This is a genomic window from Rathayibacter sp. AY2B9, from assembly GCF_002931595.1.
Taxonomy (GTDB): Bacteria; Actinomycetota; Actinomycetes; order Actinomycetales; family Microbacteriaceae; genus Rathayibacter.
The window spans coordinates 102,770-119,712 of sequence record NZ_PSUB01000010.1; the positions used below are offsets into that span (position 1 = coordinate 102,770).

Here is a 16,943-nt window from a genome sequence, read left to right on the forward strand (position 1 = left end):
GGAGCCCGGGTCCGAGCCGTCTCCCGGCTGCACATCGGTCGTGCGGCGCGCGCACGGTCTTGCGCGCGCCGCACGACCGCGACCGGAGCCGGTCAGGCGCCGTGGCCGAGGGGGACGCGCTCCGACGGGATCGGCGGCGGCGGGGGAGTGCCGTCGCCGAACGGGCGGCCGCCGAGCTCCCCGCGGTGCGAGGGGACGAGCCAGCCGGAGAGGTCCGGGCCCTTGGGGACGACGCCGGTCGGATTGATGTCCCGCTGCACCTCGTAGTAGTGCGACTTGATGTGGGTGAAGTCGATCGTGTCGCCGAACCCCGGAGTGGCGAACAGGTCGCGCGCGTAGCCCCAGAGCGCGGGCATCGCCGACAGCAGGTTCCGGTTGGCCTTGAAGTGGCTGTAGTAGACGGCGTCGAAGCGGGCGAGCGTCGTGAAGAGCCGCACGTCCGCCTCGGTGATGGTGTCGCCGACCAGGTAGCGGCGGGTGCTCAGCCGCTCCTCCAGCCAGTCCAGCCGCGCCCAGAGGCGGTCGTAGGCCCGGTCGTAGGAGCGCTGCGACCCGGCGAAGCCGCACTTGTAGACGCCGTTGTTCACGTCGTGGAAGACCAGCTCGGCGATCTCGTCGATCTCCTCGCGGTGCTCCTCGGGGTAGAGGTCGGGGGCGCCGTCGCGGTGGAACGCGGTCCACTCGGTGGAGAAGTCGAGCGTCATCACCGGGTAGTCGTTGGTGACGACCTGGCCGCTCGGGATGTCCACGAGGGCCGGGACGGTGATCCCGCGCGGGTAGTCGGGGAAGCGGGCGAAGAACGCGTCCTGGAGGCGGGGGATGCCCAGCACCGGGTCGACCCCGCCCGGGTCGAGGTCGAAGGTCCAGCTGCGCTTGTCGTGGGTGGGCCCGCAGATGCCCATCGAGAGGGCGTCCTCGAGACCGAGCAGGCGCCGCACGATCACGGCGCGGTTCGCCCACGGGCAGGCGCGGGAGACGACGAGGCGGTAGCGCCCCGCCTCCACCGGGTACCCGTCGCGGCCGTCGGCGGTGATCCGCGTCGGGATGTAGTTCGTGTCGCGGTGGAAGCCGTTCTTCTCGACGTAGGAGCCGAAGTCGTCGCTCGTCATACCCGCACGGTAGGCGGTCCGCCTGGACGTCCGGCTCCGAGTCCGGCGGCGCGACCGCCTGCTGGCGGGCGGCCGCGATGCCGGGTAGGATCGGCAGCTGAACTTCGGCGAGGGATGCATGTGCATCCGTGATCGACGCGGTGGAAGCAGGCGAGGCCCCCCCCGGGGCGCCACGGACTTCTCCTCACGCTGACATGCGTTCGAGTCGACAAACCGTCCGTGGCCGCAGGCCACGACCCGATCCGGTGGCGTGCGCGCCGCCCAAGGAGAACATCATGGCTGAACTGACCAACAAGGTCGTCGTCGAGGTCCGCACCTCGTTCGGCAAGGGCGCCGCCCGCAAGATCCGCGCGCAGGACAAGATCCCCGCGGTCCTCTACGGCCACGGCACCGAGCCCCAGCACCTCACCCTCCCGGGCCACCAGGTGCTCCTGCTCACCCGCAAGGCGAACGCGATCCTCGAGCTCGACATCGAGGGCGCCGCGCAGACCACCCTGGTGAAGGACATCCAGCGCGACCCGGTGCGCCAGATCATCGAGCACATCGACCTCGTCGTCATCAACAAGGGCGAGAAGGTCGAGGTGGACATCCCCGTGCACGTCGAGGGCGACGCCGCTCCCGGCACCCTCGTCTCGATCGAGTCGAACACCCTCTCGCTCGAGGTCGACGCCACGCGCATCCCGCAGAACATCGTCGTCTCCGTCGAGGGCCTCGAGGCCGGCACGCAGATCACCGCCGCCGACGTCACGCTCCCCGAGGGCGCCACGCTGGTCACCGACGCCGAGGTGCTCATCGTCAACGTCACCGCCGAGGTCGAGCAGGACCTGGGCGAGGACGACGAGACCCCGGCCTCGGGCGACGTCGTCGCCGAGACCGCGGAGTAGTCCGCACCACCCCGGGAACGGGCCCGCTCGCAGCCGCGGCGGGCCCGTTCCGCGTCCGGCGGGGGAGTCCCTCCGCCGCCCCCGAGGAAGAGGAACGACATGGGTGACACCTGGCTGGTCGTCGGACTGGGCAACCCGGGAGCGCAGTACGCGCGCAACCGGCACAACGTCGGCCAGATGGTGCTCGACGAGCTCGCGACGCGGATCGGCGGCTCGTTCCGCCGGCACAACCGCGCCAACGCCGTGGTCGCCGAGGGCTTCCTCCGCCCGGGCGGGCCGAAGCTCGTGCTGGGCAAGCCCAACAGCTTCATGAACCTCTCCGGCGGGCCGACGGCGCAGCTGCTCGACTTCTACTCGATCGACCCGGCGCACCTGATCGTCGTGCACGACGAGCTCGACATCCCCTTCGACACCCTGCGCCTCAAGCAGGGCGGTGGTCACGGGGGGCACAACGGCATCCGCGACATCCTCGCGGCGACCGGAGGAGCCGAGTTCCTGCGCGTGCGGGTCGGCATCGGCCGCCCGCCGGGCCGCCAGCAGGCCGCCGACTTCGTGCTGAAGGACTTCGCCGGCCCGGAGCGCGAGGCGCTCCCGATCCTGGTCTCGGACGCCGCCGACGCCGTCGAGCTCATCGCCGACTCCGGCCTCTCCGCCGCCCAGCTGAAGTTCCACACCAGCGCCTGACCCGCCCTTCGCCGAGGGGACCCCGGACGGCGAGGGAGATCGCAGCCCCGGGCTCCCTCGACGGTTCGGGGTTCCCTCGGCGGTCGGCCCGCGGGGCGGCCGTAAACTGGACCCGTGCCCCTCAACGAGATCATCTCGGCGCTGTCGCGCGCCTCCACGTTCGACGATGCTCTCGCGTACGCGGTGCGGGACGCCGACTTCTCGGTGGCCGACGGCCTCCGGGTCCCCCTGCTCGCGGGCCTGATCGAGAGGCGCGCGGAGGCGGGACGCCCGCAGGCGGCGCTGGTGGTCACGGCCACGGGCCGCGACTCCGAGAACGTGCGCGCCTCTCTCGGCTGCATGCTGCCGGATGCGGACGTCGTCGAGTTCCCCGCGTGGGAGACGCTGCCGCACGAGCGCCTCAGCCCGAGCGCCGAGATCGTGGGGCGGCGCCTGGACGCGCTGCGGCGGATGAAGCAGTGGTCCGGCGAGCGGCCCCTCGTGGTGGTCGCCTCCGTGCGCGCGGCGCTGCAGCCGGTCGCCGACAACCTCGCCGACATCGAGCCGATCCGACTCGTGAAGGGCGCCCGCGGCTACGACCTCAGCCGCATCTCGGCCGAGCTGGTCGACCTGGCCTACGCCCGGGTCGACATGGTCACGCGCCGCGGCGAGTTCGCCGTGCGCGGCGGCATCCTCGACGTCTTCCCCGCGGTGGCCGAGCATCCGAGCCGAGTGGACTTCTTCGGCGACGAGGTCGACTCCATCCGCGGCTTCTCCGTGGCGGATCAGCGCTCGCTCCCGGGCGAGGCCGACTCGGTGGTCCTCCCGCCGAGCCGCGAGCTGCTGCTGGTGCCGGCGGTGCGGCAGCGGGCCCGCGAGATGCTGCACGAGTTCCCGAGCCTGTCGGCGATGCTCGCCAAGATCGCCGAGGGCATCCCGGTCGAGGGGATGGAGTCGCTCGCCCCCGCGCTGCTGGAGCGGCTGGTCCCGATCTCGCACTACCTCCCCGAGGGGGCGGCCGTCGCTGTCCTCGCCCCCGAGCGCGTGGCGACGCGGGCGATCAGCCTCGCCGAGACGAACCGCGAGTTCCTGCAGGCGGCCTGGAGCGCGGCGACCGCCGGCGCCGAGGCCCCCATCGATCTCGCCTCGGGCGAGTTCATCTCGCTCGGCGCGCTCCGCGACTCCGTGAAGCTCAGCGCCCCGGGCGCCGACGCTCCCGACCACCCCTGGTGGACGATGAGCACGTTCCGCCAGGGCCCCGCCGCGGGCGAGGCCGAGGTGCTGCCGGAGGAGCTCGGGATCGACGAGATCCTCGCCGTCCGCGTCGAGGGCGAGCCGGTCCCCGGATTCGGAGCGAGCGTCGAGGGCGCCCTCGCCCACGTCCGCGCGCGCCTGGCCGACGGCTGGACCGTGGTCCTGACCGCGCCCGGCACCGGCACGGTCGAGCGCACCGACCAGGTCCTCGCCGAGCACGAGGTCGCCGCCCGCATCGTCGCCGACCTCCCCGCAGGGCTCGAGACGGGTCTGGCCTACGTGGTCCAGGCCTCCGTCGATCACGGCTTCGAGGTGGAGGAGGCGAAGCTCGCCCTGCTCACCGACACGGAGTTCTACGGCCGCACCGTCGGCTACGACTCCCGAGCGGTGAAGAAGCTCGCCTCGCGCCGCAAGAACGTCGTCGACCCGCTGCAGCTCACCCCCGGCGACTTCGTGGTGCACGCCACGCACGGCATCGGCCGGTTCGTGGAGCTCTCGCAGCGCGAGGTCTCCAGCGGGGGCCGCAACGCGATCAAGACCCGCCGCGAGTACCTGGTGCTCGAGTACGCCCCCAGCAAGCGCGGCTTCCCGGGCGACAAGCTGCTCGTCCCCACGGACCAGCTCGACCTGCTCTCCCGCTACGTCGGCGGCGAGGCTCCGGCGCTGAGCAAGATGGGCGGGAGCGACTGGGCGCAGGCCAAGAGCAAGGCCCGCCGCGCGGTCCGCGACATCGCGGTCGAGCTCGTGAAGCTCTACTCCGCCCGGATGGCCTCCCGCGGGCACGCGTTCCCGCCGGACACCCCCTGGCAGCGCGAGCTGGAGGAGGCGTTCCCGTTCGCCGAGACCCCCGACCAGCTCACCGTCATCGACGAGGTCAAGGCCGACATGGAGCGGCCGATCCCGATGGACCGTCTGCTCTCGGGCGACGTCGGCTTCGGCAAGACCGAGGTCGCCGTGCGCGCCGCGTTCAAGGCGATCCAGGACGGCAAGCAGGTCGCGATGCTCGTGCCGACCACGCTGCTCGTCCGCCAGCACCTCGAGACGTTCCAGGAGCGCTTCGCCGGCTTCCCCGTCCACCTGCGGGCGCTCAGCCGGTTCCAGAGCGCGAAGGAGTCGAAGGAGACGATCGAGGGCCTGGCCGACGGCACCGTCGACATGGTCATCGCGACCCACCGGCTCCTCAGCGACAACATCGTCTTCAAGGACCTCGGCCTGCTCGTGATCGACGAGGAGCAGCGTTTCGGCGTCGAGCACAAGGACAAGCTCAAGGCGCTGAAGAAGAACGTCGACATCCTCTCGATGAGCGCCACGCCCATCCCGCGGACGCTCGAGATGGCAGTGACCGGCATCCGCGAGATGTCGACCCTCGCGACCCCGCCGGAGGAGCGCCACCCGATCCTCACCTTCGTCGGCCCCTACTCCGAGAAGCAGGTGTCGGCCGCGATCCGCCGGGAGCTCCTGCGCGAGGGCCAGGTGTTCTTCGTTCACAACCGCGTCTCGACGATCAACCGCGTCGCCTCGCAGCTCGCCGAGCTGGTTCCCGAGGCGCGGATCGCGGTCGCGCACGGCAAGCTCAGCGAGTCGCAGCTCGAGCGGATCATCGTCGACTTCTGGGAGCGCAAGTTCGACGTCCTGGTGTCGACGACGATCGTCGAGACCGGCCTCGACATCCCGAACGCGAACACGCTGATCGTCGACCGCGCCGACAAGTACGGTCTCTCGCAGCTGCACCAGCTGCGCGGGCGGGTCGGCCGCGGCCGCGAGCGCGCCTACGCCTACCTCCTCTACGACGAGACGAAGCCGCTGAGCGAGACCGCGCACGACCGGCTGCAGACCCTGGCCGCCAACTCGGACCTCGGCGGCGGCATGCAGATCGCGCTGAAGGACCTCGAGATCCGCGGTGCGGGCAACCTCCTCGGCGGCGAGCAGTCCGGGCACATCCAGGGCGTGGGATTCGACCTCTACCTGCGGATGATCGGCGAGGCCGTCGACACCTTCCGCGGCGAGGTCGCCGAGGGGCAGACGGAGCTGCGGCTCGAGCTGCCCGTCGACGCGCGCATCCCGGAGGAGTACGTCGACAGCGAGCGGCTGCGCCTGGAGGCGTACCAGAAGCTGTCGGCCGCGTCGTCGCCGACGGCGAAGGAGGGGAGCATCGACCTCGTGGTCGAGGAGCTGACCGACCGCTACGGCGAGCTGCCCGAGGCGGTCGAGAACCTCATCCTGGTGTCGAGGCTGCGGATGCGCGCACAGAAGGCGGGCCTGAGCGACGTGGTCGCGATGGGCTCGAACGTCCGCGTGGCTCCCGCTCATCTGCCCGACTCGATCCAGGTGCGCCTGCGCCGGATGTACCCGACCGCGAAGTACCTGCAGCAGGCCGACGCGGTCGTCGTGCCGATGCCCGTGCTCGACGGCGTCCCGCTCGGCGACCGGGCGCTCATCCAGTGGGTGGCGTCGCTCCTGGACTCGCTGTTCCCGGAGCCGGTCACCGTCTGAGGTCCTCGGGGCGGCGCTCCCCGGAGGCGCGCCGCCCCGCTCAGGCGGCCGTCGCCGCTGCGGGAGGGCCCGCTGGCAGGATGGAGGGCATGCCGCTCCTCGCCGCCCGACGTCCTCGAGAGCCGGAGCCGCTCGCCGGCCCGCTGGTCGCCGTCCGCGGGGTCGCGGTGCGCGCCTCGGGCGTCGAGCTGCTCGCGCCGTGCTCGCTCGAGGTGGAGGCGGGGGAGCGCGTCGCGGTGACGGGCCGCAACGGCACCGGCAAGACCACGCTCCTGCGGGTGATCGCCGGCCTCACCGCTCCGAGCGAGGGAGTCGTGGCGGTGGCCGGGCGCGCCCCGGAGGAGCGCTCCGCCGCCCACCGCCGCGCCGTCGCCGCCCTGATCGGCACCCCGCCCTTCGAGCGGGATCTGACCCTCGAGGAGCACTTCGCGATGGTGGCCGTCTCGTGGGGGGCGCCGGTCGCCGACGCCCGCCGCGAGGCCGCAGCTGGTCTCGACGCGCTCGCGCTCGCTCCGCTCGCCCGCCGCTTCCCGCACGAGCTCTCCTCCGGGCAGACGCAGCTGTTCTCCCTCGCGCTCGTGCTGGCCCGTCCCTCCGCGGTGCTGCTGCTCGACGAGCCGGAGCAGCGGCTCGACGTCGAGCGGGTGCCGCTGGTCGCGGAGGTCCTGCGGCGCGCAGCCGCGTCCCGGGCACTCGTCGTCGCGACCCACAGCCCCGTGCTGATCGAGGGTCTGGGCGCGCGGGTCGTCGAGCTGGAGCGGGCGTGACGCGCGCGGAGGGGGCCCGCGTCGCCGAGGTGCGGGCTCTGCACCGGCACCGCGCCGCGGCTCCGCCGAGTCCGCGCGCCTACGCGGGCTACCTCGCCGCGATGACCGTCCTCGTCGTCGTCCTCCCCGTCGCCCGGGCCCTCGCGCTCCTCGCCGCCGAGGCGGGAGCCGCGCCGGAGCCGCTGATCGCCCTCGCCGCGGGTCTCGCCCTGCCCGCCGCCGTGCTCCTGGGCCGGGTGCGCGGACCCGCGGTGGGCGAGCCGCACACCACGGCCGTGCTGCTCGCGACCGATCTGCGCCGCTGGTCGGTGCTCCGCCGACCCGTGGTCCGGGCGTCGGCCGGTCTCGTGGCGTGCTGCTCCGCCGTCGCGTCGCTCCTCGCCGTCGCCGCCTCCGCGCCGCTCCTCGCGGCCGTCGTCGGCGGCGCCGCGTTCGCCGGCCTCCTCGCCGTCGCCTGGCTCGCCGGTCAGTGCCTGCCCTCGCGCCTCCCCGCGCTCGCGGCGGGCCTCCTCGCCTCCCTCGCGGTCCTCGGGGCCCTCGTGCCCGGTGCGCCCACGCCGGGCGGCCTCCTCGCGTCAACCGTGAGCGGAGCGGAGGAGGTGCGCGCCGCGACCGTGCTGCTCGCGTCGGCCGCGGTCCTCCTGGCCGCGGCGCCCCGGCTGCTCGACGCCGCGCGCGGACCTCGGCTCCTCGCCATGGCCCGGCAGTGGTCGGCGACCGCCCGGCTCGGAGCGACGGGCGACCTCGCCGAGTCGCTCGACGGGTACCGCGCCCTCCCGGCGATCGGGCGGGGGCTCCGAGCGGTCCGCCTCTCCCCGTTCGCCCTCGCGGTGCCGGTGCGCGACGCGATCGGCGCGCTGCGCACTCCCGGCCGCTCGGCGGTCGCGGTCGTCCTCCTGGCCGTTGCCGGCGCCGCCGCCGTGCTCGCCGCGGTCGTGCCGTCCTCCCTCCTCGCGCTCCCGGCCGCCGCGGCGGGCGTGCTCGCCTACCTCGGCGCCGGCGTCTGGAGCGACGGCTTCCGTCACGCCGCCGCGACCGCGGGACAGCCGGCGCTCCTCGCCCCCGGCCCGTTCGAGCTGCTCCTCCTGCACGCCGTCCTCCCGCTGGTGCTCGCGGTCGGAGTCGCGATGCTCGGCGCCCTCGCCGCCTCGCTGCTGCTCCCGGGCGCGGCGGTGCCGGTGGCCGCCGCGACCGCCGTCGCCGCCGTCGCCGCGCGGGCGATGGACGCGACCCGGGGTCCGCTGCCGCCGCAGCTGCTCAGCCCGGTGCCGCTCCCGATCGGGGACGGCGCGGGAGTCGCGGTGGTCCTCTGGAACCTGGCGGGTGCACTGGTCAGCGCCTCGACCGCGGTGTCCGTCGCGGCGTCGCCCGGGCTCCTCGCCGCGGTGCCGCTCGTCGCCGGCGGCTGCCTCCTCGTCGCGCGGCGGCGTCTCGCGCGGGCCTGAGGCTCCCGGGCGCCCGCGCCGCCCGGATGTCCGCGGAGGCGGCCGGACCGGATGCGAGGATGGCGGGGTGACCGCGCATCCCCGGCTCGACGAGCTCATCCGCACCGTCCACGTCCTCCGCGCCCCGGGCGGCTGCCCATGGGACGCCGAGCAGACCCACGAGTCGCTCGTGCGCTACCTGATCGAGGAGTCGCACGAGCTCGTCGACGCCATCGAGGCGGGGGACCGGGCCGACCTGATCGAGGAGCTCGGCGACGTCCTCTACCAGGTGCTCTTCCACGCCGACCTGGCGGCCGAGAGCGCCGAGCCCTTCACCATCGAGGACGTCGCGGCGCACATGAACGCCAAGATGATCGGCCGCCACCCGCACGTGTTCGGCGACGCCACGGCCGAGACGGCCGACGACGTCATCGCGGTGTGGGACGAGCTCAAGCGCACCGAGAAGCCGCACCGCACGAGCGTGCTCGACGGGATCCCGCAGGGCATGCCGGCTCTCGCGCTCGCCGACAAGGTGATCGGCAAGGCGACCTCGCTGGGCGTCGTGGACGCCGGCCAGGGCCCCCTGCCCATCGAGTCGGAGGAGGACCTCGGCCCGCTGCTGCTGGCCATCGTCGCCTCCGCCCGCGCCCAGGGGCTCGACGCCGAGCGTGCGCTCCGCACCGCGACGCGCGACCTGCAGGATGAGATCCGCGCGGTGGAGCAGGAGCGGCGCGCGGACTGAGGCGCCCGCCGGCCCGCCCCGGCCGATCTGGGAGAATCGCCGTCATGGCCTCCCCGATCACCCCGCCCCGCGGCATGCGCGACTTCCTCCCCGCCGACAAGGCGAAGCGCGAGCACGCGCTCGGCGTCATCCGCCGCGTGTACGCCTCCCACGGGTTCGACGAGATCGAGACGCCCGTGATCGAGGACTTCGACCGCCTCCACTCCGGGCTCGGCGGCGACAACGAGAAGCTCGCCTTCAGCGTCCTGCGCCGCGGGCTCACCCGCGACGACCTCGCGGCGGTCGACGACGCGTCCGCCCTCGCCGACCTCGGCCTGCGCTTCGACCTCACGGTGCCGCTCGCCCGCTTCTACGCCTCGCACCGCGCCGAGCTGCCGGCCGTCTTCCGCTCGGTGCAGATCGCGCCGGTGTGGCGCGCCGAGCGCCCGCAGAAGGGGCGGTACCGCCAGTTCGTGCAGTGCGACATCGACATCATCGGCGAGCCCGGGCAGCTGGCCGAGGTCGAGCTCATCACGGCGACCGCGGCGGCGCTCGACGCGCTGGGCCTCGAGGACTGCACCATCCGGATCAACGACCGCCGCATCCTCACCGGGATCCTCGAGCACTGCGGCTTCGCCCCCGAGCGCTTCGGCCCGGCGCTGATCTCGATCGACAAGCTCGACAAGATCGGCGCCACCGGGGTCGTCGCCGAGCTCGAGGCCGACGGGCCGGACGCGGCCGCGGTCCTCGGGGGCTACCTCGCGCGGATCGAGGAGGCGGTCGCCGCCGGGGGAGTGGCGCTCGAGCAGTCCGCGATCCTCGACGTGCTGCCCGAGGGCATCGACCCGGAGGCGGTGCTCGCGCTCGAGACGCTGGCCCGGTCGCTGCGCTCGCTGCCCGCCGGCGTCTCGCTCCGCTTCGACCCGACGCTCGTGCGGGGCATGGGCTACTACACCGGCACGATCTTCGAGATCGCGCACCCGTCCTCGGGCTCCTCGGTCGGCGGAGGCGGGCGGTACGACGGGATGATCGGCCGCTTCCTCGGTCAGGACGTGCCGGCCTGCGGCTTCTCGATCGGCTTCGAGCGGATCGTCGAGCTGATCGGCGGTGCCGTCGTCGAGCGTCCCGACGCCGTCGTCCTCGTCCACGAGCGCGACGCGGCGCCCGAGCTGCTGCTCGCGCTCAAGCAGGAGCTGATCGCCCGGGGCTCGCGCGTGCGCCTCGAGCGCCGGGCGAAGAACCTCACCCCGCTGCTGGACCGCGCGGCCGCCGCGGGCTTCACGCGCTTCGCGCTCGTTCCGCGGGACGCCGCCTCCGCCGCCGACCTCTCCTTCAAGGACCTCGGCTGATCCGCGCCGGCGGCGCCGGGTGAGCGACGCCGGCTGCCTGCGCTGAGCCGCGCCCGTGGGAGGGGCCGGGGCCGTCCTGTGAGGCCTGAACAGGGTCTCAGATGATCCGTCAGCGGATCATGTCGATCTGGTCGGATCCTTGTCGGATCCGTGAGAGCCTTAATACCCGCGAAATCTGCGGACACACCCGAGAAATCTCCCCCGGATAGCGTCGAGGCACCCGATCGGCGCGGCTTGGCGCGCCTGCACGGGCACCCCGTCGCGACCCCGCGCACCGCACCGCAGCAGCCCTGACGATCCCCACCCGAGGAGTCCCCTTGACCCTGTCGCCCCTCCGTTCCCTCCCGGCCTTCGACCGCCGCAGCCTCCTCCGCCTGGCGGGTGTCGCCGGCCTCGCGATCGGCGGCGCCTCCGTCCTCGCCTCCTGCGCCTCCGACTCCTCCGGCGCGTCCGCCGCGGACGGCGGCGACCTCGGCACCCTCAAGGTGCAGCTCTCCTGGATCAAGAACGAGGAGTTCGCGGGCGAGTTCTTCGCCGACTCGAAGGGCTACTTCACCGAGGCCGGCCTCGCGGGAGTGACGCTCACCCCCGGCCCCTCGACGGGCGTGGCCGAGCTCCTCTCGGGCAGCGCGGACGTCGCGCTCAGCGACGCCGTCTCGATCGGCACCGCGATCGCCCAGCAGGAGGCCCCGCTCAAGATCATCGGCGCGACCTACCAGAAGAACCCCTTCACGGTCCTCTCGATCAAGACCGCCGGCAACATCGCCACTCCGGCCGACCTCGCCGGGAAGAAGATCGGCGTCCAGGCCTCGAACACCTCCCTGTTCCAGGCGCTGCTCGCCGCGAACGGCCTCTCCGAGTCCGACCTCACGGTCGTCCCCGTCGAGTACGACCCCTCCGTGCTCGTCAACGGCACCGTCGACGGCTTCATCGCCTACCTGACGAACGAGGCCATCACGGTCGCGGCCGAGGGCTACGAGGTCGTCAACCTGCCCTTCGCCGACAACGGCCTCCCCTTCGTCGCCGAGACCTTCTCGGTGTCGGAGCAGGCGATCGCCGAGAAGCGCGACGCTCTGAAGGCGTTCCTCGTCGCCGAGATCAAGGGCTGGACCGACGCCGTCAACGACCCGGAGGCGGGCGCGATGCTCGCCGTCGAGAACTACGGCAAGGACCTCGGCCTCAACGAGGAGTCCTCCAAGAAGGGCGCCACCATCCAGGCCGAGGAGCTGGTCGTCTCGGACGAGACGGTCTCGAACGGCCTCTTCACCATCTCCGAGACGCTGCAGTCCGAGACCATCGCGTCCCTCGCGGGCGCCGGGATCGACGTCACGGCCGAGGACCTCTTCGATCTGACCCTCCTGGACGAGGTCTACGAGGAGAACCCCGAGCTGATGAAGTACGCGGCCTGATCCTGATCCACGAAGGGCACCACTCGTGACCGACACGACCGACGCCGGCACCCTGCGCGACCAGGGTGCCGGCGGCACCGGCATCCAGATCCACGGCCTGTCGAAGACGTTCCGGATGGGCTCGCGCAGCGTCGCGGCGCTGCAGGACACCGATCTCCACACCGACCAGGGCAGCTTCCTCGCCCTGCTCGGCCCGTCGGGGTGCGGCAAGTCGACCATCCTGCGCATCCTCGCGGGACTGGAGGAGCCGACGTCCGGCTCCATCCGGGTCGACGGCCGCACTCCCCAGGAGCTGCGCCGCGACAACAAGCTCGGCATCGCCTTCCAGGACCACGCGCTCCTGCCGTGGCGCAGCGTCATGGCGAACATCCGCCTGCCGTTCGAGATCGCGGGCAAGAGCGTCGACCAGTCCTACATCGACGAGCTGATCGACCTCGTCGGCCTCCGCGGGTTCGAGAAGGCCAAGCCGGCCCAGCTCTCGGGCGGCATGCGCCAGCGCGTGTCGATCGCCCGGTGCCTGATCCTCAAGCCCGAGGTCCTGCTGCTCGACGAGCCGTTCGGCGCCCTCGACGACATGACGCGGCAGAAGCTCAACCTCGAGCTGCTGCGGATCTGGACCGAGAAGCCCGCCACGACGCTCCTCGTCACGCACGGCATCTCGGAGGCGATCTTCCTCTCGGACCGCGTCGCGGTGATGAGCCCGCGCCCGGGACGGGTGAAGGAGATCATCGACATCGACCTCCCCCGCCCGCGCACCCCCGAGATGCAGCGCACCCCCGAGTTCCACGCCTACGTCGACCAGGCCTCCGAGCTGCTGTTCGGCGACGGCGGCGCGGCCGCGGACGACCGCGTCTAGGAGGCATCGTGGCCACCACGCTCCCCGCGGCCCCGCGCCGCGCCCTGTCCCTGCCTCCGTGGCTCACCGGGCTGATCGGCGTCGCCGCGATCGTCGCCGTCTGGTGGATCGTGGCGCTCGTCACCGCGCCCACCGGCGCCGCGACCTACGCGCCCGTCCCCACTCCCGTGCAGGTCGTGCAGACCGCGATGGAGGACGGCGCCGGCTTCTACTGGCGCAACTTCTCCGTCACGATCGGCGAGGCGGCCGTCGGCTACTTCTGGGGCAACCTCCTCGCGCTGGTGCTCTCGGCGCTCGTGCTGGTCCTGCCCTGGCTGGAGGGGGTCGTCTCGCAGCTCGCGGTCATCACCTACTGCGTGCCGATCGTCGCCATCGGAGCGATCGTGCTGCTGATCCTCGGTGGTGCGGACGCTCCCGGGAAGGCGAGCGCGACGGCGATCTTCCTGGCCGGCCTCTCGGTGTTCTTCACCACGGTCGTCGGCAGCCTCCTCGGGCTGAAGGCGGCCGACAAGGCGGCGCTCGACGTCGTCACGGTCTACGGGGGCTCGCGCTTCACCCAGCTGCGCAAGGTCCGTCTGATCGCGGCGCTGCCCAACATCCTGTCGGCGCTGCAGATCGCGGTGCCCGCGGCCTTCCTCGGCGCGATCCTCGGCGAGTACTTCGGCAAGATCGAGACGGGCGTGGGCCCGATCCTGGTCGCGGCGCAGGTCTCGCTGAACTCGCCCCGCGTCTGGGCGCTCTTCCTCCTCTGCGCGGGCGTCGCGCTCCTCGGCTACGGCATCGTCGGACTGATCGGGCGCCTCATCGCGCCCTGGTCCTCCGGAAAGCGGGCATGACCATGACGACCACCGTCCCCGACCGCACGGAGCAGTCCACGGCCACGTCGATCCTCGCGGTCGACGAGCTGCGGCGCCAGCTGCGCACGGCCGCCCTCGGCGCGACTCTCAAGAGCCTGCGCAAGAGCCTGCTCGTCGCCCTGTCGACGATCGTGATCGTGCTGGCGATCTGGATCGGCGTGGTCCTCTTCAGCGGGGTCTCGCCCTACGTGGTCAAGGGCCCGTGGGACGTCTGGCAGCACCTGGTGACCGATGCGAAGGCCGCGGAGCACCGCGCCGAGCTGGGCGGCCTCTTCGCCGTGACCATGGGCGACGCACTGATCGGCTTCGCGGCCGGCCTGGTCGTGGCGATCCTCGGCGCGATCCTGTTCCGCCTGTCGAAGGGCATCGAGCACGCGCTGATGCCGTTCGCGATGCTGCTGCGCTCGGTGCCGCTGATCGCGATGGCGCCGCTGATCATCCTGGTCTTCGGGACCGGCTCGATCGCCTCGGTCGCGGTCATCGGCGGGATCGTCGTCCTGTTCCCCGCGCTGGTGACGATCGCCTTCGGCCTCAACAACGCCTCCCCGCAGATGCTCGACGTGGTCGCGGTCTACGGCGGCAGCACTCTCACCGCGATCCGCAAGGTGGCCATCCCCGGCTCGCTGCCCTCGCTCTTCGCCGCGATCCGCATCTCGGTGCCCGGAGCGATCACGGGCGCGCTGCTCGCCGAGTGGCTCTCCACCGGCGCGGGCATCGGCGGGGCGATCAACGCCTGGTCCGCCCAGGCCCGGTTCGCGGACGTCTGGTCGGCGGTCGTGCTCGTGACCGGCGTCTCGCTCGTGCTCTACATGCTCGTGCAGGTGCTCGAGACCTTCGTCCTCTCCCGGATGTCCCTCTCCCTCACCTGACCCCGTCGCTTCCCCCTTCCGCGGGACGCCACTCGAGTGCGGCCCGCCCGGTGGGTCGCATACCCCGGTGGTGTCTCGCGGGAAGGGGGAGGGCAGGGGGAGCGGAGCGACGGGGCCGGGTCAGACGGTGACGATCGCGTCGACGCGGTGGCCGGCCAGCACCTCGCGGCCGCCGAGCCCGTCGAGCTCCATGACCACCGCGATCCCCTCGAGGCTCCACCCTGCGCGCTCGATCAGGCGGCGGCTCGCGTCGAGCGTGCCCCCGGTCGCCAGCACGTCGTCGACCAGCAGCAGCCGCGAGCCGCGGGGCGCCGCGTCCTCGTGCACCTCCAGCATCGTCTCGCCGTACTCGAGGGTCGCCTGCTCGCGCAGCACGGCCCGCGGGAGCTTGCCGGGCTTGCGGATGGTGACGACGCCGAGACCCGCCGAGTAGGCGGCCGCTGCGGCGAGCAGGAAGCCGCGCGCCTCCACGCCCGCGATCGCGTCGATCCGGCCGCGGTAGGGCTCGATCAGCGCGTCGGCCACCGCCCGCAGGGCCTCGCCGTCGCCGAAGACCGGCGTGAGGTCGCGGAACAGGATGCCCGGGCTCGGGAAGTCCGGGACGACGGCGGTGAGACGGTCGACGTGGTCGGCGGCGGTCGTGGTCACGGGGAACCTCCGGGTCGGCGGGTGCGCCCGGGCCGTCCGGCGATCGGGCCCTGGGAGTCTACGACCGGCCGCGGTCTCCTGCGCTTCGGAGGCGGTCAGTAGACTCCTTCCCGACCGCTCCCGTCTCCGGGAGCCCACCCGTCAAGAGGAGATAGTTGTGGCCCTTATCGAGGCAGTCGTCGCCCGAGAAATTCTGGACTCCCGTGGCAACCCCACGGTCGAGGTCGAGGTCCTGCTCGAGGACGGCGCGTCCTCGCGAGCGGCCGTCCCGTCCGGCGCCTCCACCGGCGCGTTCGAGGCGTACGAACTCCGCGACGGCGACTCCGACCGCTACCTCGGCAAGGGCGTGCAGAAGGCCGTCGACGCCGTCATCGACGAGATCGGCCCGGCCATCGAGGGCTTCGACGCCACCGACCAGCGCCTCGTCGACGCCGAGCTGATCGAGCTCGACGGCACCGAGAACAAGTCCCGCCTGGGCGCGAACGCGATCCTCGGCGTCAGCCTCGCCGTGGCCAAGGCCGCCGCGCAGTCGTCGGACCTCGACCTGTTCCGCTACGTCGGCGGCCCGAACGCGCACACCCTGCCCGTGCCGCTGATGAACATCATCAACGGAGGCGCGCACGCCGACACCGGCGTCGACATCCAGGAGTTCATGGCCGTCCCGCTCGGCGCCGAGTCCTTCTCCGAGGGCCTGCGCTGGGGCGTCGAGATCTACCACGCGCTCAAGGCGCAGCTGAAGAAGGCCGGCTTCGCCACCGGCCTCGGCGACGAGGGCGGCTTCGCCCCCGACCTGCCCACCAACCGCGAGGCGCTCGACTTCATCCTCAAGGCCGTCGAGGCCGCCGGATTCACCCCCGGCAAGGACATCGGGCTCGCGCTCGACGTCGCCTCCTCGGAGTTCTACGAGGACGGCGCCTACACGTTCGAGGGCAAGAAGCTCTCGGCCGAGGAGCTCTCCTCCTACTACGCCGACCTCGTCGCCAACTACCCGCTGGTCTCGATCGAGGACCCGCTGGACGAGGACGACTGGGCCGGCTGGACCCACCTCACCGCGGCCATCGGCGACAAGGTGCAGCTCGTCGGAGACGACCTGTACGTCACCAACCCGGTGCGGCTCGCCCGCGGCATCGCCGAGAAGGCCGGCAACTCGATCCTGGTCAAGGTGAACCAGATCGGCACGCTCACCGAGACGCTCGACGCCGTGGCCCTCGCCCAGCGCAACGGCATGACCGCGATCCTCTCGCACCGCTCCGGCGAGACCGAGGACACCACCATCGCCGACCTCGCGGTCGCGGTGGACGGCGGCCAGATCAAGACCGGCGCCCCGGCCCGCTCGGACCGCGTCGCGAAGTACAACCAGCTGCTGCGCATCGAGGAGATCCTGGGAGGTGCGGCGACCTACGCGGGTCGCTCCGCCTTCCCGCGCTTCTCCGCGTAGTCTCGGCACGCCGGAGCGGCCCCGGAGCCCAGCACCTCGGTGCGGGCGCCGGGGCCGCTCCACTTCCCCCGCCGCGATCGAGGAGGCACCCGCCCATGGCCCGTCCGAGTGTAGATCGCCCCTCCGACACCGGGAGCGGTCAGGCGGTCCGCTGACGCGGCGCGGGAGACGTGAGCGCCCCGCCGACGTCCAGTCCGCGCCA

The 16,943-nt window shown here is 72.7% G+C and carries 14 protein-coding genes; 12 read left to right on the top strand and 2 right to left on the bottom strand.

All coding sequences use genetic code 11. From position 1 onward, the window contains the following. Positions 1 to 92: 92 nt before the first annotated feature. Positions 93 to 1,109, bottom strand: coding sequence for a glutathione S-transferase family protein (locus tag C5C25_RS11155; RefSeq protein ID WP_104250641.1), 1,017 nt, complete (start codon positions 1,107 to 1,109; stop codon positions 93 to 95). 275 nt (positions 1,110 to 1,384) lie between these two features. On the opposite strand from C5C25_RS11155, the gene C5C25_RS11160 reads away from it, so the two are divergent. From C5C25_RS11160 to C5C25_RS11210, 11 genes are all read left to right on the top strand, one after another. Further along, entirely contained in the window at positions 1,385 to 1,993 is a 609-nt protein-coding gene (locus tag C5C25_RS11160; RefSeq protein ID WP_104238997.1) for a 50S ribosomal protein L25/general stress protein Ctc, read from the top strand. Positions 1,994 to 2,092: 99 nt separating this feature from the next. Then, positions 2,093 to 2,677, top strand: a complete 585-nt coding sequence (gene pth / locus C5C25_RS11165) for an aminoacyl-tRNA hydrolase (protein WP_104222352.1) — start codon at positions 2,093 to 2,095, stop codon at positions 2,675 to 2,677. Positions 2,678 to 2,791: 114 nt separating this feature from the next. Further along, positions 2,792 to 6,403: a transcription-repair coupling factor gene (mfd, locus tag C5C25_RS11170; RefSeq protein ID WP_104250642.1), complete on the top strand. Its 3,612-nt coding sequence runs from the start codon at positions 2,792 to 2,794 to the stop codon at positions 6,401 to 6,403. A gap of 89 nt (positions 6,404 to 6,492) precedes the next feature. Further along, positions 6,493 to 7,170, top strand: a complete 678-nt coding sequence (locus C5C25_RS11175; protein WP_104250643.1) for an ATP-binding cassette domain-containing protein — start codon at positions 6,493 to 6,495, stop codon at positions 7,168 to 7,170. Beyond that, positions 7,167 to 8,615, top strand: coding sequence for a hypothetical protein (locus tag C5C25_RS16560; RefSeq protein ID WP_104250644.1), 1,449 nt, complete (start codon positions 7,167 to 7,169; stop codon positions 8,613 to 8,615). Before C5C25_RS11175 ends, C5C25_RS16560 begins: the two co-directional genes overlap by 4 nt. Before the next feature lie 67 nt (positions 8,616 to 8,682). After that, positions 8,683 to 9,336, top strand: coding sequence for a MazG family protein (locus tag C5C25_RS11185; RefSeq protein ID WP_104222356.1), 654 nt, complete (start codon positions 8,683 to 8,685; stop codon positions 9,334 to 9,336). A 44-nt stretch (positions 9,337 to 9,380) separates the two neighbouring features. Next, positions 9,381 to 10,664 carry a histidine--tRNA ligase gene (gene hisS, locus C5C25_RS11190; RefSeq protein ID WP_104250645.1) on the top strand — a complete coding sequence of 428 codons (1,284 nt, stop codon included), beginning with the start codon at positions 9,381 to 9,383 and terminating at the stop codon, positions 10,662 to 10,664. Between the two features lie 317 nt (positions 10,665 to 10,981). Next, entirely contained in the window at positions 10,982 to 12,073 is a 1,092-nt protein-coding gene (locus C5C25_RS11195; RefSeq protein WP_258059873.1) for an ABC transporter substrate-binding protein, read from the top strand. A 115-nt stretch (positions 12,074 to 12,188) separates the two neighbouring features. Further along, positions 12,189 to 12,929, top strand: coding sequence for an ABC transporter ATP-binding protein (locus C5C25_RS11200; protein WP_104222373.1), 741 nt, complete (start codon positions 12,189 to 12,191; stop codon positions 12,927 to 12,929). A gap of 8 nt (positions 12,930 to 12,937) precedes the next feature. Next, a complete protein-coding gene (locus C5C25_RS11205; protein ID WP_244229606.1) occupies positions 12,938 to 13,765 on the top strand; it encodes an ABC transporter permease in 828 nt (275 codons plus the stop codon). Next, entirely contained in the window at positions 13,762 to 14,655 is an 894-nt protein-coding gene (locus C5C25_RS11210; protein WP_104222359.1) for an ABC transporter permease, read from the top strand. The genes C5C25_RS11205 and C5C25_RS11210 overlap by 4 nt, the downstream gene beginning before the upstream one ends. Positions 14,656 to 14,775: 120 nt before the next feature. Here the strand turns inward: C5C25_RS11210 and C5C25_RS11215 are convergent, their stop codons facing one another. After that, entirely contained in the window at positions 14,776 to 15,303 is a 528-nt protein-coding gene (locus C5C25_RS11215) for an adenine phosphoribosyltransferase (protein ID WP_104222360.1), read from the bottom strand. A gap of 157 nt (positions 15,304 to 15,460) precedes the next feature. Between C5C25_RS11215 and eno the strand changes: the two genes are divergently transcribed. Beyond that, entirely contained in the window at positions 15,461 to 16,741 is a 1,281-nt protein-coding gene (eno, locus tag C5C25_RS11220; protein WP_104222361.1) for a phosphopyruvate hydratase, read from the top strand. Positions 16,742 to 16,943 lie beyond the last annotated feature (202 nt).